Here is a 21,297-nt window from a genome sequence, read left to right as displayed (position 1 = left end):
TCGCGCCAGACTTTCTCGGGGTATTCGGTTTTACCCCACTGGGCAAACAGCTCGGCGCGGCGGTTCTCGTCGGAATACTGGTGCGTGGTTTTGACCACCGCATTGACCACGCGCTGCACCGCCTGCGGGTGGCGCTGGGCAAAGGCGTCGGTGACCAGCAACACCGTCTGGCGGGTGTATTGGTAAGAGTCTTCTGCGGCCGACCAGATCACTTTGGCCAGGCCCTTGTCGCGCAGGTCAAACAGGCCGACGTAGCCAAACACGGCATCCACATCTTTGCTGGCCAGGGCCGCCTGCGAGGTGGGCAAATCCAGGTTGATGAGTTTGAGATCGCGCTCTTTCAGGCCCTTGCTGGCCAGCGCGCGTGCGGCGGCCAGGTGCAGGTTGGTGCCCTTGAACACCGCCACCCGCTTGCCCTTCAAGTCTTCAATGCGCTGGATGCCCGAGTCGGGCTGCACCGCCAGGTACAGGCCCGTGCGCACGCCGCTGCCCAGAATGATTTTGGTTTTGACATCGCCCGCCCGGTGGACGATGGAGGGCAAATCACCCTGCCAGGCAAAGTCCAGCTGCTGGTTGACCAGCGCCTCGTTCACCGCCGGGCCTGCGCCTTTGAAGAACGTCCACTCGACCTTCACGCCGTCTTTCTTGAATTCTTCTTCCAGCACGCCATCGGTGTAGGCCAGCGCCGTCGAGGTGCCGCCGTGGCGCACCGGGTTGCTGCCCACGCCGCCCGTGGCCACGCCGATGCGGATGACTTTCAACGGCTCTGGCGCCTGTGCTTGTGCGGGCGCCACGGCGCTCAGTGACAGCGACAGTGCCGCCAGCCAAAGGGTTTTCCAGGGTTTCATGCTCGACCTCCATTGCGGTTTTTAATAACTGAAATGAATGTAGAACAGTTTTTTCAAACCAATAAAGAATAAAAAAGCATGAGCAACGACAAAGATGTTTTGCGCATGAGCTGCCACCCCGCAGTAGTAAGGCGCAGCCCAACTATCGATATGCGAACTGCTTCGTTCGCGCGGCGCAGGGGCCTGCCTAGAGTCCATTCCTGTCGATACACCCCGCAACTTCAGGAGCACCTTGCATGTCCCAACTCAACGATCTGGCCCAGCCCTACACCCGCTTTGTGGCCGAGCCCTACACACCCACCATTGGCGCCGTCATCCACGGCCTGGACCTGGGCCAGCCACTGGACGAAACCACGCAGGCCGAGCTGCGCCACGCCCTGGCCGCACACGAAGTCATCTTCTTTCGCGGCCAGCACCTGACGCCGGCGCAGCATGTGGCCTTCACCCGCACGTTTGGCGGCGTGGCCGAGGTCAAAGCCTTCTTCCCCCGGCTGGAGAGCCACCCGGAAATCGAGATCGTCGAGAGCACGGCGCAGCGCCCCAAGGCGGCCAACAACTGGCACGCCGACATCACCTGGCGCGAGCAGCCGCCGCTGGGCACCAGCCTGTATGCGCAGGTGATTCCGCCCCACGGCGGCGACACCATCTGGAGCAGCCTGACCGCCGCCTACGCCAGCCTGCCGCCTGCGTTCCAGGCCTACCTGGAAACGCTCACCGCCGTACACACCTGGGAAATCAGCAACTGGACGGAGTACCTGCTGAACAAGGACGCCAGCGGCGAGCAACTGCGCGAAGCGCGCGCCAAATACCCGCCCGTGGAGCACCCGGTGGTGCGTACCCACCCCATCACGGGGAAAAAGATTTTGTACGTCAACAGCACCTTCACCAGCCACATCAAGGGCCTGCCACGCGCACAAAGCGATGCGCTGCTGAGCCAACTGTTTGCGCTGGCCCAGGTGCCTGAATTCCAGGCCCGCCTGCGCTGGCAAGAGGGCACGCTGGCCGTGTGGGACAACCGCTCCACCCAGCACTACGCCGTGGGCGACTACTTCCCGGCACACCGCAAGCTGCACCGCATCACCATCACCGCGCCGCAAACCTTCTGAGCACCCGCGCAGCGCCAGCCACCCCACACCGGAGAAAAACCCTATGACCACCCCCCAACGCCAACTGCGCCTGGGCGCCTTCATCATGCCCACGGGCCACCACATTGCCGCCTGGCGCCACCCCGGCGCGCAGGCCGACGCCGGGGTCAATATCGACCACTACATCGCCTTGGCGCAAACAGCAGAGCGCGGCCTGTTCGACCAGGTGTTTGTGGCCGACAGCCCCGGCGTCTGGCACAAGGGCGACAAAGAATCCTTCAGCCGCCAGGGCCGCGTCTCGCACTTCGAGCCCGTGACGCTGTGGGCGGCGCTGTCGGCCGTCACCAAGCACATCGGCTTTGTCGCCACCGCCTCCACCACCTACGAAGACCCGTTTTTGCTGGCGCGCAAATTTGCCTCGCTCGACCACATCAGCAAGGGCCGCGCCGCCTGGAACGTGGTCACCACCAGCGCCGAAGATGTCTATGGCAATTTTGGCTATGAGGCCCACCCCGACCCCGCCACCCGCTATGAAAAAGCGCATGAATTCGTCGATGTGGTCAAGGGCCTGTGGGACAGCTTTGACGACGACGCCTTCACGCGCGACAAAGCCAGCGGCGTGGCCTTTGACCCCGACAAGCTGCACACGCTCAACCACATCGGCAAGCACCTGAAGGTGAAAGGCCCGCTGAACATCGAGCGCCCACCGCAGGGCCACCCGGTGATCGTGCAGGCGGGCTCGTCCGAGGACGGCAAAGAGCTGGCCGCCGCCAGCGCCGAAGCCATCTTCACCGCGTGGACGAGCCTGGCCGAGGCCAAAGCGTTCTACCAGGACGTGAAAGGCCGCCTGGCCAAATATGGCCGCCGCCCCGAGCAGCTGCTGGTGCTGCCCGGCATCTCCACCGTGATTGGCCGCACCGAGGAAGAAGCCCAGGCCAAGTGGGCCGAGCTGCAAGCGCTGATCCACCCCAGCGTGGGCCTGGCCACGCTGGTGCCCTTCTGGCCGGGCGAAGACCTGACGAAGTGGAACCTGGACGCCCCGCCGCCCTACATCCCCGAGCCGCCCAAGGGCATCAACAGCCGCGCCCACGTGGTGCTGGAGCTGGCCCGGCGCGACAAACTTACCGTGCGCCAGCTCTACGAATACCTGGCCGGTGCGCGCGGCCACTGGGTGGTGATCGGCACGCCACAAACCATTGCCGACCGGATGCAGGAATGGTTTGAAAACGGCGCCTGCGACGGCTTCAACGTCATGCCGCCGGTGCTGCCGCAGTCGCTCAACGAGTTTGTCGATTTGGTGGTGCCCGAACTGCAAAAGCGCGGCCTGTTCCGCACCGCCTACGAGGGCACCACCCTGCGCGAAAACCTGGGCCTGGAGCGCCCAGCCAGCCGCTACGCCGTGCCGCTGGCCAAGGCAGCGTAAGGCAGCGCCCCACCCCGCCGCGCCATCCCGATGGCGCGGTTACGCCCCCTCATCCGCCGCCAAACCGCCCACATCGGGCCATGATGAGCAGGTTTTTAGCCCAACTGATTTCTGCAACCAGCGGTTGCAGTTTTGGCTTGTCGCTGTATTCGTTGAAAAACTGCCGCATCAACCACAAGTTTTGGGAAGAAAACCCGTTGCGCCCCGGAAACTCCACTTGCAAATCACGGGCCAAGGTTTCGACCACAGCTTTGCCCAGCCTTGCTCGGCTTGCTTGCGACAAATAACCTCCCCCATCCACCAATACAAAGTCAACAACTCCTTGTTGGCCGCGCGCAGGGCTTGGTATTGACGCTGGCGGATTTGCACTTTGACTTCGTGCAAAAAGTCGCCGTAGTCAGCGGGCGGCACCACGCTGAGGCTCATAACGCATACCCCAGGCGAGGGGTGTCAAGGTCAATCCAGCATGGTGGTTCGATGGCGTTCATGGCGGTTTCGTTGGCTGGTGAAGGGAAGAAAAGCATAGCTGCTTGCGCCCGCGCACCCTGCTGCACCGCCACGCAGCGTCAACTACCGCTTGCGGCCACTGACCACCCGCCCAGAAAAAAACCAGGCCCAAGCCTGGTTCTGAAAAACGCTACTGAAAAAAATAGCTGCTTGCGCCCAACTTGTAAGGGCTGGAGGCCGATTTGGCCTCAAAAACCCAGCCTCACAGCTTGGCGATAGACACCTCGGTGGACTTGACCAGCGCCACCACGTCCGAGCCGATGGTCAGGCCCAGGCTGTCCACCGAGCGGGTGGTGATGACCGAGGTGACGATGCCCCAGGGCGTCTCCACATCGACTTCCGAGACAACATCGCCGCGAATGATTTCGCGCACTTTGCCCTTGAACTGGTTGCGCACGTTGATGGCTTGAATGGACATGGTTTTCTCCTTGAAAAGTCCGTTGAAAAAGTCTGCGAAAAGCCGCAAAAAACCCAAAAAATCAGCAAGAAATCGCGAAGCCGCCCCGGGGAGCGCGCGCCACGGGGGTGCGGGCCTGCGCGCTCAGGCCCCAGGCCATGGCCGTGACGCACAGCACGCGCTGCAAACGTTGGTGCAAGACAAAGGGCATGGGTACAGCCATGGGAGCCTCCTGGGTGGTGGGTGCGGTGGGGGGAGTAAAAAATCTGCGGTGGTGCTCAGACGCTGCACTGCACCTGCGAAAACGCCACGGGCGCAAACCGGCCCGATTGCGCGGGCGGTGGGCGCAGGGTTTCGGTGAGCAGGGTGTGGGTGGCTTCGTCCAGGCGGGCGGCGATGTCGGCGTCCAGGGTGTAGGCGCCTTCGGGCGTGAGCGCCACCTGGGCGTCGGTGGCGTAAATACCGGGCAGGATGTGGCGCGCACCCAGCGATTGCAGCACCGGGCGCAGTGCGTAGTCCAGCGCCAGCATGTGGTGCGGGCTGCCGCCAGTGGCCAGGGGCAGCACGGTTTTGCCCTTGAGCGCCGTTTGCGGCAGCAAGTCCAGAAACACCTTGAGCACGCCGCTGTAAGCGGCCTTGTAGACCGGCGTGGCCACCACCAGCACGCGCGCGGCGGCCACTTGCTCAATGGCCTGGGTGATGCTGCGGTGGCCAAAATCGGCCAGCACCAGCGCTTGGGGCGAGAGGTTGCGGATATGGATGCGATCAACCAATGCGCCCTGCGCACTCAGGCGCAGCGCAACGGCATCGAGCAAAGCCGCCGAGCGCGAGCGCTCCGAGGGGCTTCCGGCAATCAACAAGGCAGACATGGATACACCTTTGCGTGAATAGGCGGGTACGGCGCGCTTTACTTGCGCGCGTAAATCTGGTCAAAGCTGCCGCCATCGGCAAAGTGGACTTTGGCCGCCTGCTCCCAGCCGCCAAAGGCGTCGTCGATGGTGAACAGATTGAGCTTGGGGAACTGGGCGGCGTACTTGGCCCGGGCTTTTTCCGACACGGCGGGGCGGTAGAAATGCTTGCCTGCAATGTCCTGGCCCTCTTCGCTGTAGAGGTACTTCAGATAGGCCTCGGCCACAGTGCGGGTGCCTTTTTTGTCCACGTTCTTATCGACCACGGTGACGGCAGGCTCGGCCAGGATGCTGATGCTGGGCGCCACGATGTCGATCTTGTCGCCAAACTCTTTCTTGAGCAGGTAAGCCTCGTTCTCCCAGGAGATGAACACATCGCCCTGGCCGCGCTGCGAGAAGGTGATGGACGAGCCGCGCGCCCCGGTGTCGAGCACCGGCACGTTGGCGTAGAGCTTTTGCACAAAGTCTTTGGCCTTGGCATCCCCACCGTATTTGCGCTTGGCAAACTCCCACGCGGCCAAATAATTCCAGCGCGCGCCGCCCGAGGTTTTGGGGTTGGGCGTGATCACGCTGACGCCGGGCTTGACCAGATCGTCCCAGTCCTTGATGGCCTTGGGGTTGCCCTTGCGCACCACCAGCACGATGGTGGAGGTGTAGGGCGAGCTGTTGTGCGGCAGGCGCTTTTGCCAGTCTTTGGGGATGAGCTGGCCGCTGTTGCGCAGTGCGTCGGTGTCGCCCGCCAGGGCCAGCGTGGCCACGTCGGCGGCCAGCCCGTCGATCACCGAGCGCGCCTGCTTGCCCGAGCCGCCGTGCGACTGCTGAATGACCACATCCTGGCCGCTGGTGGCCTTCCAGTGCCTGGCAAACGCCTGGTTGAACTCCACGTACAGCTCGCGGGTGGGGTCATACGAGACGTTGAGCAGCGTCAGCGGCTGTTGCGCCAACGACGGCAATGCGGTCAGGGCCAAACCACCCACCAGCGCGGTGGCCAGGGGAATCTTGATAAAGTGGCGGCGAAGGCTCATGGGGGTAACTCCGGGGGTCTGAAAATGCGATGGATGGATTCTGAAAGCCGCCCATCAAAACTGGAACGACTGAGTTTTCAGTTTTTAATTACCCAAACATCTAAAGAAACACCACCCCATGGCACGAATGGTTCAATGCATCAAGCTCGGAAAAGAAGCCGAGGGCCTTGATTTCCCTCCCTATCCCGGTGATCTGGGCAAACGCCTGTGGGAAAACGTCAGCAAAGAGGCCTGGGCGGCCTGGCTCAAGCACCAGACCATGCTGGTCAACGAGAACCGCCTGAACCTGGCCGATGCGCGCGCCCGCCAGTACCTGGCGCGCCAGATGGAGCAGCACTTCTTTGGCGGCGGCGCCGACACCGTGCAGGGCTACGTGCCGCCCAGCGCCTGAGCCCGGTGCGCGCGCCCTGCCAGCACGGCGGGGCCTGAGCGCGCTGCCCGCCTCTTCCCCTCACGGGCGCCCTTTGCGGCGCCTTTTTCGTGGTCTTTACTCTCGGAATACCCCCTATGGCCGAACCCCTGGACTGGCTGGACGACGGCACGCCCTACAGCCCCCGCTTTGGCGACCGCTACCACAGCGAACAAGGCGGTCTGGCCCAAGCGCGCGAGGTGTTTTTGCACGGCTGCGGCCTGCCAGCGGCCTGGGCCCATCAGCCGCAGTGGCGCATTCTGGAAACCGGCTTTGGCTTTGGCCTGAACTTCCTCACCACCTGGGCCGCCTGGCGCGCCGACCCGCAGCGCCCCCGGCTGCTGCACTTTGTCTCGCTCGAAGCCTGGCCCGTGGCCGCAGACGACCTGCTGCGGGCCACCCGCGTCCACCCCGCCCTGGCGCCGCTGGCCCAGGAGCTGCACCGCCACTACTGGGGGCTGCTGCCGGGTATCCACCGCATCGCCCTCGATGGCGGCCAGGTGCTGCTGACGCTGTGCATTGGCGATGCGCAAACGCTCTTGCGCCAGCAGGACTGGACGGTGGATTCGGTGTACCTGGATGGCTTCAGCCCCCAGCGCAACCCCGAGGTGTGGAGCCTGCACACGCTCAAGGCCGTGGCGCGCTGCTGCCGGCGCGGCACGCGCCTGGCCACCTGGACGGTGGCGCGCGCTGTGCGCGACGACCTGGCGCAGTGCGGCTTCACCGTGGCCAAAGTGCCCGGTGTGCCGCCCAAGCGCGACAACCTGCACGCCACCTTCGACCCGCGCTGGGAGCCGCGCCAGGCGCAGGCAGCCAGCGCTGCCCATACAGCCAGTGCCGCGCCCGGGGCCACCCCTGCGCCCGGCACCAGTGCAACACCTGGCACCGGCACACCCGCGTGCTGCATCGTCATTGGCGCGGGCCTGGCCGGTGCTGCCGTGGCTGCCAGCCTGGCACGGCGCGGCTGGCAGGTGCAGGTGCTCGACCAAGGTGACGCACCGGCAGCCGGTGCCTCGGGCCTGCCAGCGGGGGTGTTTGCGCCCCATGTCTCGGTCGATGACAGCGTGGTATCGCGCCTGTCGCGCAGCGGCGTGCGCGCCACGCTGCAAGCCGCCGCCCAGTACCTGCAAGAAGGCACGGACTGGCAACCCAGCGGCGTGCTGCAACACCACGTGGATGGCAAACGCGGCCTGCCCACCGACTGGGATGCTGGCCCCGGCGCCGACTGGAGCCACGCTGCCCCCGATGTGGTGCGTGCAGCCCTGGGCATCGCACCGGGCGTGGGCGCCACCTGGCACCGGCGCGGCGGCTGGATTCGGCCCGCGCGGCTGGTGCAGGCCTTGCTGGCCCAGCCGGGCGTGCAGTTTCACGGCGGGCAGGCCGTGGCCCGGCTGGTGCGCGTTGCCAACTCCAGCGCCGACCTGTGGCAAGCCCTGGACGCCCAGGGCCGCGTGCTGGCCAGCGCCCCGCTGGTGGTGGTGGCCACTGGTTTTGGCAGCCCGCAGCTGCTGGCCCAGACCGACCCCGCCCTGGCCCGCTGGCCGCTGGGCATCGTGCGCGGCCAAGTCACCGGCGCGCGCCAGGCCGACCTGCCCTGGCCCGGCCCGGCCTTCCCGGTCAACGGCCATGGCAACGCCGTGCCCGCCTTTGTCTGGCCCGATCCAGCGCCCGCCCAGACCGGTGCCGCGCCCGCAGCCGCTGCGGCAGATATGTCATGGATTGCGGGCTCCACCTTTGAGCGCGGCCCGGCCAGTGTCTGGCCGCCCGCAGCCCCGGAGCAAGCCGCCGCACACCACCACAACCTGAGCAAACTGCAAGCCCTGCTGCCCGGCAGCGCCTTGCCGTGGACGCCCCTGCCGACACCCACGCCAGCGCAACCACCAGCGCAGGAGCCAGCGCCACACGCCGCCCCCGCAGACGCAGCGCCCCTGCCCCCCAGCCTGCGCCACTGGGCCGGTATCCGCTGCGCCAGCCCCGACCGCCTGCCGCTGGTCGGCCCAGTCGATCCGCAGGCGCTGCCCGGCCTGTGGGTCAGCACCGCCATGGGCGCGCGCGGCCTGACGCTGGCCCTGCTGTGCGGCGAGCTGCTGGCCGCCCGCCTGCACGGCGAACCCCTACCGCTGGACAGCAAGCTGGCCCAGGCGCTGGATACTGCGCGGATGGACAAGCCAGCGCGGGGCGACACAGCAGCGCCCGCCAAAAACAGGGGTCAAATTGGCCTCTAGCCCTTGCACAGCAAGCGCAAGCAGCTATGCATTTTGAATGCACTACCGACGGTAGAACGCTGCCCACAAAATGCTACTTTATTCATAGCTGCTTGCGCCCACCAGCCGGGCGCTGGAGGCATTTTTGGCATCCAAAACAAAGCCCTCCTCAGGGCTATCCTCGATTTTCAAATAACCAAATTCACATATTGGGAGAACAAAACAATCGTTTGTTTTTATATGCAGCCCCCCTACATTCAGCGCCATGCCTGATTTCGCGTTCATATTTGCTGGCTTTTGTGTGGGCCTGATCGTCGGTTTGACCGGCGTGGGCGGGGGCTCGCTGATGACGCCCATCCTGATCTTTTTCTTTGGCGTCAAGCCGCACATGGCCATTGGCACCGACCTGCTGTTTGCCGCCTTCACCAAAATGGGCGGCACCGTCAGCCTGGCGCGCCAGCGGCTGGTGCCCTGGCGCGTGGTGGGCATGTTGTGCGCGGGCAGCATCCCGGCGGCTTTCGCTGCCTTGTGGCTACTGAAGTACCTCGGCCCGGCCAGCGCGCAAGCGCAGCACATCATGACCACCACCCTGGGCGTGGCGCTGCTGCTGACGGCGGCGGCCACGCTGTACAAGGTGTTTGCCTTCTCCAAGGCCAAACACGCCATCGACCACGCCGCCCGCCTGGCCAACCCCGCCCTGGCCACGCAGCCGCGCCACTGGAGCCTGCCGGTGCTGCTGGGTGCGGTGATTGGCACGCTGGTCACGTTCACCTCGGTGGGCGCGGGCGCGGTGGGCGTCACGGTGCTGCTGCTGGTGTACCCACTGCTGCCGCTGCCCCGGGTGATTGGCGCCGATATCGCCTACGCCGTGCCGCTGACGCTGGTGGCGGGCCTGGGCCACGCCTCGCTGGGCTCGGTGGACTGGAGCCTGCTGGCGCTGCTGCTGGCGGGCTCGCTGCCGGGCATCTGGCTGGGCTCTCGTTTAGTCTCGCGCGCCCCGGAGCGGCTGATCCGCTCGGCGCTTTCCGTGCTGCTTGCCTGGGCAGGCGCCAAACTGGTTTTGATTTGAGTTTTGCCTTATGTACCAATACACCGACTTTGACCAACAGTTCGTGCGCCTGCGCGCCGACCAATTCCGTGACCAATTGCAGCGCTGGCAAACCGGCAAGCTCAGCGAAGACGACTTCCGTCCGCTGCGGCTGCAAAACGGCTGGTATGTGCAGCGCTACGCACCCATGCTGCGCGTGGCCGTGCCCTATGGCGAGATTGCCAGCCGCCAGTTGCGCGTGCTGGCCACCATCGCCCGCGAGTACGACGAGCCCGAAACCGAAGTGTTCAAAACGGCGATGGAAGGCCAGGGCAAGCTGGGCACCACCTTTTTGCCCAAAAACTGCGCCCACTTCACCACCCGCACCAACGTGCAGTTCAACTGGATTCCGCTGTCCAAATCCGCTGATGTGATGGATTTGCTGGCCAGTGTCGATATGCACGGCATCCAGACCAGCGGCAACTGCATCCGCAACACCACCACCGACGCGCTGGCCGGGGTGGCCATCGATGAAGTGGTCGATCCGCGCCCCTACGCCGAAATCATCCGCCAGTGGACCACGCTGCACCCCGAATTCGCCTTTTTGCCGCGCAAGTTCAAGATCGCCATCACCGGCGCCACGGAAGACCGCGCCGCCAGCGCCTGGCATGACGTGGGCCTGAAGCTGCTGAAAAACGCGGCAGGCGAGGTGGGTTTTCAGGTATCGGTGGGCGGCGGCATGGGCCGCACGCCCGTCATCAGCACCGTGATCCGCGAGTTCCTGCCCTGGAACCAGATCATGAATTACATCGAGGCCATCGTGCGCGTGTACAACGAGCATGGCCGCCGCGACAACAAATACAAAGCGCGCATCAAAATTCTGGTCAAGGCCGAAGGCCAGGGCTACTTTGACGCCGTGGAAGAAGAGTTCCGCCAGATCGTCGAAATGGACGGCGGCCCGCACACCATTCCGCAGGCCGAACTCGACCGCGTGGCCGCCTGCTTTGTGCCGCCCGTGCTGGCCGACCTGCCCGATGTGGAACCCGCCCGGCTGGAGGCGCAGCTCGAAGCCCTGGGCACCGAGCGCCCCGAATTTGCCCGCTGGCTGGCGCGCAACGTCCACGCCCACCAAAACCCGCAGCTGCGCGCCGTCACGCTGTCGTTCAAGCGCGTGGGCCAGTCGCCGGGCGACGCCAGCGCCGACCAGCTCGACGCCCTGGCCGCGCTGGTGGACAAATACTCCGCCGGCGAGGCCCGCGTGACGCACGACCAGAACGTGCTGCTGCCCTGGGTGCATGGCAGCCAACTGTTTGCGCTGTGGCAAGAGGCCAAAGCCCTGGGCCTGGCCAGTGCCAACGTGCAGCTGCTGACCGACATGATTGCCTGCCCCGGCGGCGACTTCTGCGCTCTGGCCAACGCCCGCAGCCTGCCCCTGGCCGAAGCCATCACCCAGCGCTACCAAGACCTGGACGAGCTGGATGACCTGGGCGAAATCGACCTGCACATCAGCGGCTGCATCAACTCCTGCGGCCACCACCACAGCGGCCACATCGGCATCCTGGGCGTGGATAAAGACGGCAAGGAGTGGTACCAGATCACGCTGGGCGGCTCGGACGGCTCCAAGCTGTCGGGCGCGCCGGGTGCGGGCAAGGTGATTGGCCCCTCGTTCTCGGCCGCCGAAGTGCCCGATGTGATCGAGGCCGTGCTCACCACCTACCGCGACCAGCGCCAGCCCTTCGAGCCCTTGATCGACACCGTGCGCCGCGTCGGCCTGGAGCCTTTCAAGCAGGCCGCCAACGCCGTGCGCACCCCGGCGCCAGTGCCTGCCGCCGCCTGACAACCCCTGTGGATCGCTTTATGAACTTCCAGATTCTTGCCGCTGCCAGCCACACCGCCCCCGCCGAGGGCGACGCCACCACCGTGGCCCTGGCCAACGATGCCGACGCCCTGGCCCTGCCGCTGGACGGCGTGGTGCGCGTCGATTTGTACTTTCCCAACTTCACCGATGGCCGCGCCTTCAGCCAGGCCTATTTGCTGCGCCGCCGCCGGGGCTTTGCGGGCGACATCCGCGCCACGGGCGATGTGCTGATCGACCAGCTGGTGCAAATGCAGCGCACGGGTTTTAGCTCAGCGGTGCTGAAAGAAGGCGTGGACGCCGCCGACGCGCAGCGCCAGTTCGAGCGCTTTCGGGGCTTTTACCAGGCCGACGCCGTGCAGCCCAAGCCCATTTTTTCTCTGGAGCCATGATGACCAGCAGCCTGCTTTCTGCGCGCGGCGCCGCTGCCAAAGCCACCGCCGTCCATGCCCGCGCCAGCGCCGACTTTGCCGCCAAGCTGGAGCAAACCCGCGCCGTGCTGCGCCAGGCCGCCGCCCTGGGCGCGCCGGGTGCGGTCACGCAGGCCTCCAGCCTGGGCGCGGAAGATGTGGTCATCACCCACCTCATCAACGCGCTGGCCCTGGACATCCCCGTGTTTGTGCTGGACACCGGCGCGCTGCACACCGAAACCCTGGCCCTGCTGGAGCGCACGCAAGCGCACTCGCGCGCGCCCATCGTGGTTTACAAGCCCGCGTTCGATGGCGTGATTGAGTTTGTGCGCCAGAACGGCCAGGACGCCATGTACCGCAGCATCGAGCTGCGCAAACAGTGCTGCCACATCCGCAAGATGGAGCCGCTGGCGCGCGCGCTGGCGGGCAAGCAAGGCTGGATCACCGGCCTGCGCCGCGAGCAATCCAACGCCCGCGCCGAGGTGCCGTTGGTGGACACCGCCGAAGTCGCCACCAAGGGGCTGACCAAGTTCAACCCGCTGGCCGACTGGACGCTGGGCGACGTCTGGCACTACATCGCCGAGAACCAAGTGGACTACAACCCGCTGCACGACCAGTTCTTCCCCAGCATCGGCTGCGCGCCCTGCACCCGCGCCATCAGCCTGGGCGAGGACTTCCGCGCCGGCCGCTGGTGGTGGGAAAGCGAGGATGCGAAGGAATGCGGCTTGCACGTCAAAAAATGATAGCTGCTAGCGCTTACCCCATAAGCCTTAGAACCAGATTTGACTGGAAATAATATGAACGCCCGTATCGACACCTCCGCGCTGAGCCACCTCAGCAACCGCCACCTCGATGCGCTGGAAGAAGAAACCATCTTCATCCTGCGCGAAGTGGCCGCCGCCTTTGAGCGCCCCACCCTGCTGTTCTCGGGCGGCAAGGATTCGCTGGTGATGCTGCGCTGCGCTGAGAAAGCCTTTGGCGCAGGCCGCATCCCCTACCCGCTCTTGATGATCGACACCGGCCACAACTTCCCGGAAGTGACCGATTTCCGCGACTTCCGTGCCCAAGAGCTGGGCGCCGAACTCATCGTGCGCAGCGTCGAAGACTCGATGGCGCGCGGCACCGTGCGGCTGGCGCACCCGGGCGAATCGCGCAACGTGCACCAGTCGGTCACGCTGCTGGAGGCGATTGAAGAATTCCGCTTTGACGCGCTGATTGGCGGCGCCCGCCGCGACGAAGAAAAAGCCCGCGCCAAAGAGCGCATCTTCAGCCACCGCGACAGCTTTGGCCAATGGCAGCCCAAGGCCCAACGCCCCGAGCTGTGGACGCTGTTCAACACCCGCCTGCAACCGGGCGAGCATTTCCGCGTCTTTCCGATCAGCAACTGGACAGAGCTGGACGTGTGGCAGTACATCGACCGCGAGAACATCGCCCTGCCCAGCCTGTACTACACGCACCCGCGCCAGGTGGTCGAGCGCAAGGGCCTGCTGGTGTCCGTGACCGAACTGACACCGCCGCGCGAGGGTGAAGAGGTGGTCACGCGCGACGTGCGTTTTCGCACCGTGGGCGACATCACCTGCACCTGCCCCGTCGAGAGCAGCGCCGCCACGGCAGCCGACATCGTCATCGAAACCCTGGCCGCCGACGTGAGCGAGCGCGGCGCCACGCGCATGGACGACAAAACCAGCGACGCCTCGATGGAAAAGCGCAAAAAAGACGGCTATTTCTGACCGGAAAGAAGAACATGAGCACTACGAATTCGATAGCTACCAGCGCACACCCAGCGGGCGCTGCGGGCCAAAATGACCACATTTCTGCGCTGCGCTTCATCACCTGCGGCAGCGTGGACGACGGCAAAAGCACGCTGATTGGCCGCCTGCTGGTCGATAGCAAAGCCGTGCTGCAAGACCACCTGGCGGGCGTGCAGCGCCAGGGCGAAACCGATCTGGCGCTGCTCACCGATGGCCTGTCTGCCGAGCGCGAGCAGGGCATCACCATCGACGTGGCCTACCGCTACTTCGCCACCGAAGACCGCAAGTTCATCATTGGCGACGCGCCCGGCCACGAGCAGTACACGCGCAACATGGTGACGGCGGCCTCGCAGGCCGATGCGGCCGTGGTGCTGGTGGACGCCACCAAGCTCGACTGGCAGAACCCGCAGCTGCCCCTGTTGCCACAAACGCGCCGCCACAGCCTGCTGGTGCATTTGCTGCGCGTGCATTCGCTGGTGTTTGCCGTCAACAAACTCGACGCCGTGGCCGACCCCGAACTGGCCTGGAAGCACATCAGCGCCGCGCTGGAGCGCTTTGCCCAAGAGGCGGGCATTGCCGTACACACCACGGTGCCAGTGTCGGCGCTCAAGGGCTGGAACGTGGTCGATGCCCACAGCGGCTGGTGCGGCTACACCGGCCCGACGCTGCTGCAAATTCTGGAGCAGCTGCCCAACACGCCCACCGATGCGCATTTGCCGCTGGCCTTTCCGGTGCAGTGGGTGGAAAAGTTCCACGACTCTGCCGTCACCACGCAGGGGCGGCGCGTGTTCTGGGGCCGTGTGGCCGCAGGCAGCGCCACCGTGGGCGCCGAGGTGCAAATCTTCCCCAGCGGCCAAAAAGCCGTGGTGGCCCAGGTGATTGACCACGCCCGCCGCGCAGGCAGCGTGGCTGCGGGCCTGAGCGCTGGCATCACGCTGGATCGCGAGGTGGACGTGTCGCGCGGCGACTGGGTCGTGGCCGCTCCGGTGGCTGCTGCCGTGGCCGAAGACGACTTCGACACCCCCGCCGCCGCCAGCGCCTGGCCGGGGCGCAAAGAGCTGCCTGCCACCATCGCCTGGATGGACGACGAGCCGCTGGTGGCCGGGCGCACCTACTGGGCGCTGCACGGCCACCGCTGGGTCAAGGCCAAGGTGCGCCGCGTGGTACACCGCCTCAACATCAATACGCTGGCCGAAGAAGACGCCACGCAGCTGGAGCCCAACGCCATCGGCCATGTCGAGCTGCTGCTGCAAGAAGCGCTGCCCGCTGCGCCGTTTGCCCAGGCGCGCGTGCTCGGTTCGCTGATTTTGGTGGACACGGCCAGCCACAAAACCGCTGCCGCCGTGCTGGTGAACTAGACCGGCGCAGCCAGTCGGCCCTCCTCGTGCGGCATGCCCTGCCCGCCACCCTCCCCGCACCGGGGAGGCCCTTGCCCTCCAACCCTCTGGTGAAAGCTTCTAAAATCGCGGGTTTTCACCGACCCTCTCAAAAGAAATCCCATGACCCACGTCGTTTCTGAAAACTGCATCAAGTGCAAATACACCGATTGCGTGGACGTGTGCCCGGTGGACTGCTTTGTTGAAGGCCCGAACATGCTGGTCATCAACCCCGACGAGTGCATCGACTGCGCCGTCTGCGTGCCCGAGTGCCCGGCCAATGCCATCTTTGCCGAAGAAGACCTGCCCCCGGCCGAATTGGCCTTCATCAAGATCAACGCCGACCTGACCAACGCTTCGGGCTGGAAAGCCATCACCAAGCGCAAGGCCGCCCTGCCCGACGCCGACGCCTGGAACGGCCAGCCCGGCAAAATCAAAGACTTGCAGCGTTAAGGCGCTGGCAGTGGGGCGCAGCGCCCCCGCCGGGTGGCTGCTGCGCCACTGGCCCGGCGCCCCCAGCGCTGCGGCTGCCTACCCACCACCCTTGGCCCACTTCCCTCTGGGCACACCCTGGCCCCGCCTGTGAACACTTCCTACTCCCCACCCACCGCCTCTGAACCCATCGCCACCGATGCGGTGGTGATTGGTGCCGGGCCGGTGGGCTTGTTCCAGGTGTTCCAGCTGGGCTTGCAGGGCCTGCGCGCCCACGTGATAGATGCCCTCCCCCACGCGGGCGGCCAGTGCGCGCAGCTGTACGCGGACAAACCCATTTACGACATCCCCGCCGTGCCCGTGTGCAGCGCGCGCGAGCTGGTGCAGCGCCTGGAGCAGCAGGTAGCGCCGTTTGCGCCGCAATGGCATTGGGGCGATCTGGTCAGCAGCGTGGCCGTGCAGGCCGATGGGCGCTTGCTGGTCGGCACCGGCCAGGGCACGCAGCTGCTGGCACGCGCGGTGTTTATCGCTGCGGGCGTGGGCGCTTTTGTGCCCCGGGCGCTGAACCTGCCCGGACTGGACGCCTTTGTCGGCACGCAAGTGCACTACCACCTGGACGACGCTGCCGCGCTGGCTGGCCAGCACGTGGTGGTACACGGTGGCGACGAGGCCGCTGTGCAGCAAGCCATCGCTTGCGCCAGCGCCCCCGAGGCCCTGCGCCCTGCCCGCACCACGCTGCAACACCGGCGCGACGTGTTCGACGCCCCGCCGTCCGTGCTGGCGCAGTTGCAGGCGCTGCGCGAGGCCGGGCGCATCGCCGTAGCGGTGGGCCAGGCCACCGGCATCGAAGAAGACGCAGGCCGCCTGCGCGCCCTGGCGCTGCTGGCCCCCGATGGCAGCAGCCAGCGCCTGGCCCTGGATGTGCTGCTGGTGCGCCTGGGCCTGGCCGCGCGGCTGGGGCCACTGGCCGACTGGGGCCTGGCACTGGAGCGCAAGCAGCTGGTGGTGGAGCCCGCCACCTTCAGCACCAGCGTGCCGGGCATTTACGCTGTGGGTGACATCGCCAGCTACCCCGGCAAGCGCAAGCTCATCGTCTGTGGCTTTCACGAAGCCACGCTGGCCGCCTTTGCCTGCGCCGAGCGCCTGGCCCAGCACAAAGTGCCCCTCGAATACACCACCAGCAGCACCCGCCTGCAACAGCGCCTGGGCGTGGCACCAGCGCCCTGAACCCTTCAAAAAAAGGAGCATCCTGCGCACGCTGCGCGGGCCTTACAGCCTTTTTTTGATGCAAAACAAGCTTTCATGGTGCTGGCACAGCAGTTTGTTTGCCCGCACTGGGCCAGAACCCTGTGCCATGCCACCTAAAATCCGCAGCACTAATTTGGGCCCCCCTTGATGCGCTTGTCTGCCAACGAAACCACTATGCCTCGGCTGCACCTGATTGGCACCCTGGGCCTGGTACTGATCGTCACGCTGGCCATGGCGGGATTTTTCTCGTGGCAGAACATCCAGGAGCAGCGCGCCTCGCTGGGGCGGGTGGAAGAAGCCGTCAGCCAGGAACAAAAAGCGCGCCTGACGGCAGAAATGCAGTCCGCCACCGACTACCTGGAATTCGTACGCCAGCGCACCGCCAGCGTGCTGCGCCGCCGCGCCGTCGAGCAGGTGGACATGGCGATGCAAATGGCACAGGCCATCCACGCGCGCGAATCGGGCAAGCGCCCGGCCCAGGAGGTGCAGCGCCTGATCGTCGAGGCCCTGCGCCCGATGCGTTTTTTTGATGGCCGGGGCTACTTCTTCATTGACGACATGCAAGGCCGCTTTGTGCTGCTGCCCACAGGCCCCGAGTTTGAGGGGCGCAACGGCATCGACAACCAGGACGACACCGGCCACTACGTCATGCGCGGACTCATCGAGGCGGCGCGCAAACCCCAGGGCGAGGGTTTTTCCAGCTACCGCTGGTACCGGCCAGACGCCCCCAAGCAAATGGCAGAAAAACTGGCCTACGTGCGCCGCTTCGAGCCCTACGACTGGCTGATCGGCACGGGCGACTACCTTTACGAATGGGAAAACCGACAACAGCAAGAGGCCCTGGGGCGCCTGCGCTCCCTGCGCTTTGGTGCCAGCGGCCACATTGGCCTGCTCAGCAGCGATGGCCGCTCACTGCTCAGCCCCAGCAACGCCGCGCTGGAGGGGCTGCTGCCGCGCCAGATGCCAAGCCATGCGCGCAAAGCCCTGGAAACATTGCAAGCCACGGCCCAGGCGGGCGGCGGCTTTGTGGAGTACGACTGGCCGCGCACCGACGCCACCGCCGCCGCAGCCTCTGAACCCGTCATGGGCCGCAAAACCGCCCTGGTCAGCACCTACGCCCCCTGGGGCTGGGTGCTGGTGACCAGCATGTTCAATGACGAACTGCGCCCCATGATGGACGCAGAGCGCCAGGCCCACGAGCAAGGCAGCACTGAACGCCGGGTGCGCCTGGCGCTGGTGCTGCTGGCTGCGCTGGCGCTGGGCGTGGCCGGTTCGTTCGCGTTTTCGCACTGGTCGCGGCATTTGTTTCTGCGCTACCACCGCGAGCTGCAAAACGCCCAGGCCAACCTGCGCATCGCCGCCATTGCCTTTGAGTCGCAGGAAGGCATTTTTGTCACCGACGAGCACAGCACCATCTTGCGCGTCAACAGCGCGTTCACCGAGATCACCGGCTTCAGTGCCGCCGAAGCCATTGGCGCCACACCAGCGATGTTGCGCTCGGGCAAACACGGCCCCGAGTTTTACGCCGCCATGTACGAATCCATCCGCACCAGCGGCGCCTGGAGCGGCGAGGTCTGGAACCGGCACAAAAGCGGCGCCATTTTTCTGGAGTGGCTGACCATCACCGCCGTGCAGACCGAAGACGGCAAGGTCACGCACTACGTCAGCACCCTGACCGACATCACCCAGCGCAAGGCCGCCGAGGACGAAATCCGCCACCTGGCCTTCTACGACCCCCTGACGCGGTTGCCCAACCGGCGTCTGCTGCTCGACAGGCTGCACCAGGCGCTGCTGACCAGCCGACGCACCCGGCGCCAGGGCGCGCTGATGTTCATCGACCTGGACAACTTCAAGCTCATCAACGACACCATGGGCCATGACAAGGGCGACATGCTGCTGCAGCAAGTGGCCCAGCGCCTGGTGGCCACCGTGCGCCAGGGCGATACCGTGGCGCGCCTGGGCGGCGACGAGTTTGTGGTGGTGCTGGAGAACCTCAGCCCCCAGCCCCACGAGGCGGCCAAGCAGGCCGAGGTGGTGGCCGAGAAAGCCCTGCTCAGCCTGGCCCAGCCCTGCCTACTGGCGGGCATCGAGGTGAAAAACTCTTGCAGCATCGGCGTGGTGCTGTTCACCGACGACAACGCCAACGCCGACGACCTCATGAAGCACGCCGACCTGGCCATGTACCAGGCCAAAGAGGCTGGGCGCAACACCTTGCGCTTTTTTGACCCCGAAATGCACGCCGCCGTGGTCAAGCGCGTGGCCCTGGAAAAAGACCTGCGCACGGGTCTGCGCGAGGGCCAACTGGTGCTTTATTACCAGGCCCAGGTGGATGCCATGGATCGGGTACTGGGCGCAGAAGCCCTGGTGCGCTGGCACCACCCGCAACTGGGCATGATCTCGCCCGGCGACTTCATCCCGCTGGCCGAAGACAGCGGCCTCATCCTGCCACTGGGCCAATGGGTGCTGAACGCCGCCTGCGAGCAGCTGGCCCGCTGGGCACAGGTGCCCGCCCACGCCGCGCTGACGCTGGCCGTCAACGTCAGTGGCCGCCAAATGCACCAACCCGACTTTGTCGCCCAGGTGCTGGAGACGCTGGAGCGCACCGGCGCCAACCCACGGCGCCTGAAGCTGGAGCTGACCGAAAGCCTGCTGCTGGACAACCAGGAAGACGCCATCACCAAAATGACCGCCCTGAAAGCGTATGGCGTGGGCTTCTCGCTGGACGACTTTGGCACCGGCTACTCCTCACTGGCCTACCTGCGCCGCCTGCCCCTGAGCCAGCTCAAGATCGATGGCAGCTTTGTCCACGACCTGGTCAATGAGCCCCGGGCCACCGCCATTGTCCGCACCATCGTGACCCTGGCCGACAGCCTGGGTCTGCAAGTGATTGCCGAAGGCGTAGAGACGCCCGAGCAGCGCGATTGCCTGGCACGCAATGGCTGCCACACCTGCCAGGGCTATTTGTTTGGCCGCCCCGGGCCAGTGGAAGCCCTGAACATTTACGACACCGCCCCTGCGGCAACCCCGGCATGACCCTTTCCACTTCCCCCACCAACGAGGCGCTGGCCCCCATCGCGGCGCAACAGCGCGTTTTTGGCTGGCACGACCATGCCGCGCTGTGGTTCAGCCTGGGCGTGGGCCTGCTGGTGATGCAGGTGGGCGCCTACCTGGTGCCCGCCCTGGGCACCCAGGAGGCGCTGCTGGCCATCGTGGTCGGCTCCCTGCTGGGCGCGGGCCTGCTGGGCTGGGTGGCAAAAATAGGCTGCGACAGCGGCCTGACCAGCGCAGGGCTGATGCACGCCGTGTATGGCCGCAGCTTTGCCCGCCTGCCCATCCTGCTCAACATCGTGCAATTGCTGGGCTGGGGCACATTTGAGCTGGTGGTGATGCGCGATGCCACCGTGGCCATTGGCCGCCAGTCGGGCCAGCTGCTGGCAGCGTACTGGCCGGTGCTGGCCACGCTGCTGTGGGGCGGCGTGGTGGTGGCGCTCATCAGCGGCTCCATGGTGCAGCTGGTGCGCCGCACCATTGCGCGCGTGGCCTTGCCGCTGGTGGTGCTGTCGTTGCTGTGGCTGAGCTGGCAATTTGTGGCACTGGCACAAACGCAGGGCCTGGAGCAGCTCTGGCAACGCCGGGGTACGGGCGGCATGGGCGTGCTGCCCGCGCTCGACCTGGTGATTGCCATGCCCATCAGCTGGCTGCCGCTGGTGGCCGATTACGCCCGCCACGGCACCAGTGGCCGCGCGGCACTGCGCGGCACCTGGGCGGGCTATGCGCTGGCCAACATCTGGTGCTATGCGCTGGGCGTGCTGGTAGCCCTGACGCTGCCCAGCAAAGACCTGGTCACGGCGCTGCTGCTGGCGCAAGGCGGGCTGATTGCGCTGTCGCTGATCCTCATCGACGAGGTGGACAACGCCTATGGCGACACCTACTCGGGCGCTGTCTCGGCCCACAGCCTGCAACCGCGCTGGAGCGTGCGCCAATGGGGCGTGGGCGTGGCGCTGGTGTGTACGCTGCTGGCGCTGGTGCTGCCCATGCACAGCCTGGAGCCGTTTTTGTTGCTGCTCAGTTCGGTGTTTGTGCCGCTGTTTGGCGTGATCCTGGGGCGCCTGGCCTTTGGCACCAATGCCAGCGCGCTGCTGGCGCAAGCCCGCCAAGCCCATGCCGTACCAATTGCACTGTGGCTGGCGGGCATCGCGTTCTACCACCTGGTGCCGCGCTTTGCGCCCGCGCTGGGCTCGGCCCTGCCCACGCTGGCGCTGTGCTTTGCCTTGGCGTTTTTCAGCCGCTCGCGGGGGTGACCCCGGCCCACCACAGGCTGCGTGCCCACAAAAATCAATCAAAAAGAATAGCTGCTTGCACATGCCGTACAAAGCTTTCAGGCTTAAAAGT

Annotated in this window: 21 protein-coding genes; 14 read left to right on the top strand and 7 right to left on the bottom strand. The window is 65.8% G+C overall.

The genetic code is table 11. The annotated features are described in order from the left end of the window. The coding region (locus PHX69_RS03290) for an ABC transporter substrate-binding protein (protein WP_288042354.1) at positions 1-848 on the bottom strand (848 nt) is incomplete at its 3' end. 236 nt (positions 849-1,084) lie between these two features. On the opposite strand from PHX69_RS03290, the gene PHX69_RS03285 reads away from it, so the two are divergent. Further along, the gene (locus PHX69_RS03285; protein ID WP_288042353.1) at positions 1,085-1,954 is read left to right on the top strand and encodes a TauD/TfdA dioxygenase family protein; all 870 of its coding nucleotides are present in this window, start codon (positions 1,085-1,087) and stop codon (positions 1,952-1,954) included. A 43-nt stretch (positions 1,955-1,997) separates the two neighbouring features. Next, positions 1,998-3,356: an LLM class flavin-dependent oxidoreductase gene (locus PHX69_RS03280; protein ID WP_288042352.1), complete on the top strand. Its 1,359-nt coding sequence runs from the start codon at positions 1,998-2,000 to the stop codon at positions 3,354-3,356. Positions 3,357-3,405: 49 nt separating this feature from the next. Here the strand turns inward: PHX69_RS03280 and PHX69_RS16140 are convergent, their stop codons facing one another. The 5 genes from PHX69_RS16140 to PHX69_RS03255 form a co-directional block, all read right to left on the bottom strand. Then, positions 3,406-3,591: a DUF1016 N-terminal domain-containing protein gene (locus PHX69_RS16140; RefSeq protein WP_353852400.1), complete on the bottom strand. Its 186-nt coding sequence runs from the start codon at positions 3,589-3,591 to the stop codon at positions 3,406-3,408. 474 nt (positions 3,592-4,065) lie between these two features. After that, positions 4,066-4,281 (bottom strand): TOBE domain-containing protein, encoded by a 216-nt coding sequence (locus PHX69_RS03270; protein ID WP_119013539.1) that lies wholly within the window; start codon positions 4,279-4,281, stop codon positions 4,066-4,068. Between the two features lie 61 nt (positions 4,282-4,342). Further along, positions 4,343-4,483 (bottom strand): hypothetical protein, encoded by a 141-nt coding sequence (locus tag PHX69_RS03265; protein WP_165887095.1) that lies wholly within the window; start codon positions 4,481-4,483, stop codon positions 4,343-4,345. A 55-nt stretch (positions 4,484-4,538) separates the two neighbouring features. Beyond that, entirely contained in the window at positions 4,539-5,129 is a 591-nt protein-coding gene (gene ssuE / locus PHX69_RS03260) for an NADPH-dependent FMN reductase (protein WP_119013492.1), read from the bottom strand. Between the two features lie 38 nt (positions 5,130-5,167). Continuing rightward, entirely contained in the window at positions 5,168-6,193 is a 1,026-nt protein-coding gene (locus tag PHX69_RS03255) for a sulfate ABC transporter substrate-binding protein (protein WP_119013493.1), read from the bottom strand. A gap of 118 nt (positions 6,194-6,311) precedes the next feature. Between PHX69_RS03255 and PHX69_RS03250 the strand changes: the two genes are divergently transcribed. Both PHX69_RS03250 and mnmC read left to right on the top strand, forming a co-directional pair. Then, the gene (locus PHX69_RS03250; protein ID WP_119013494.1) at positions 6,312-6,584 is read left to right on the top strand and encodes an oxidative damage protection protein; all 273 of its coding nucleotides are present in this window, start codon (positions 6,312-6,314) and stop codon (positions 6,582-6,584) included. 116 nt (positions 6,585-6,700) lie between these two features. Further along, positions 6,701-8,827 carry a bifunctional tRNA (5-methylaminomethyl-2-thiouridine)(34)-methyltransferase MnmC2/FAD-dependent 5-carboxymethylaminomethyl-2-thiouridine(34) oxidoreductase MnmC1 gene (gene mnmC, locus PHX69_RS03245; RefSeq protein WP_288042350.1) on the top strand — a complete coding sequence of 709 codons (2,127 nt, stop codon included), beginning with the start codon at positions 6,701-6,703 and terminating at the stop codon, positions 8,825-8,827. Between the two features lie 78 nt (positions 8,828-8,905). On the opposite strand, the gene PHX69_RS03240 is transcribed toward mnmC, so the two are convergent. Then, positions 8,906-9,073, bottom strand: a complete 168-nt coding sequence (locus PHX69_RS03240; protein WP_288042349.1) for a hypothetical protein — start codon at positions 9,071-9,073, stop codon at positions 8,906-8,908. Here PHX69_RS03240 and PHX69_RS03235 point away from each other — a divergent pair. From PHX69_RS03235 to PHX69_RS03190, 10 genes are all read left to right on the top strand, one after another. After that, complete coding sequence (locus PHX69_RS03235; protein ID WP_119013496.1) at positions 9,072-9,875, top strand: sulfite exporter TauE/SafE family protein; 804 nt, start codon at positions 9,072-9,074, stop codon at positions 9,873-9,875. The two genes, PHX69_RS03240 and PHX69_RS03235, sit on opposite strands and share 2 nt — an antisense overlap. 10 nt (positions 9,876-9,885) lie before the next feature. Continuing rightward, on the top strand, positions 9,886-11,670 hold the full coding sequence (locus PHX69_RS03230; RefSeq protein ID WP_288042347.1) for a nitrite/sulfite reductase: 1,785 nt from the start codon (positions 9,886-9,888) through the stop codon (positions 11,668-11,670). Between the two features lie 20 nt (positions 11,671-11,690). After that, positions 11,691-12,080 carry a DUF934 domain-containing protein gene (locus PHX69_RS03225; protein WP_288042346.1) on the top strand — a complete coding sequence of 130 codons (390 nt, stop codon included), beginning with the start codon at positions 11,691-11,693 and terminating at the stop codon, positions 12,078-12,080. Beyond that, positions 12,077-12,841 (top strand): phosphoadenylyl-sulfate reductase, encoded by a 765-nt coding sequence (locus tag PHX69_RS03220; protein ID WP_288042345.1) that lies wholly within the window; start codon positions 12,077-12,079, stop codon positions 12,839-12,841. Before PHX69_RS03225 ends, PHX69_RS03220 begins: the two co-directional genes overlap by 4 nt. A 54-nt stretch (positions 12,842-12,895) precedes the next feature. Continuing rightward, positions 12,896-13,828, top strand: coding sequence for a sulfate adenylyltransferase subunit CysD (cysD, locus tag PHX69_RS03215; RefSeq protein WP_288042344.1), 933 nt, complete (start codon positions 12,896-12,898; stop codon positions 13,826-13,828). 14 nt (positions 13,829-13,842) lie between these two features. Beyond that, positions 13,843-15,207, top strand: coding sequence for a sulfate adenylyltransferase subunit 1 (locus tag PHX69_RS03210; RefSeq protein ID WP_288042343.1), 1,365 nt, complete (start codon positions 13,843-13,845; stop codon positions 15,205-15,207). Between the two features lie 141 nt (positions 15,208-15,348). Beyond that, positions 15,349-15,678, top strand: a complete 330-nt coding sequence (fdxA, locus tag PHX69_RS03205) for a ferredoxin FdxA (protein WP_119013502.1) — start codon at positions 15,349-15,351, stop codon at positions 15,676-15,678. 129 nt (positions 15,679-15,807) lie between these two features. Further along, entirely contained in the window at positions 15,808-16,884 is a 1,077-nt protein-coding gene (locus PHX69_RS03200) for an NAD(P)/FAD-dependent oxidoreductase (protein ID WP_288042342.1), read from the top strand. Between the two features lie 168 nt (positions 16,885-17,052). Beyond that, positions 17,053-19,938, top strand: a complete 2,886-nt coding sequence (locus PHX69_RS03195) for a bifunctional diguanylate cyclase/phosphodiesterase (RefSeq protein ID WP_288042355.1) — start codon at positions 17,053-17,055, stop codon at positions 19,936-19,938. Next, entirely contained in the window at positions 19,935-21,206 is a 1,272-nt protein-coding gene (locus PHX69_RS03190) for a purine-cytosine permease family protein (protein ID WP_288042341.1), read from the top strand. Before PHX69_RS03195 ends, PHX69_RS03190 begins: the two co-directional genes overlap by 4 nt. Positions 21,207-21,297 lie beyond the last annotated feature (91 nt).

The sequence above is a fragment of the Simplicispira sp. genome (genome assembly GCF_028687295.1).
GTDB classification, from domain to species: Bacteria; Pseudomonadota; Gammaproteobacteria; order Burkholderiales; family Burkholderiaceae_C; genus Simplicispira; species Simplicispira metamorpha.
This window is presented reverse-complemented; position numbering and strand designations above follow the sequence as displayed.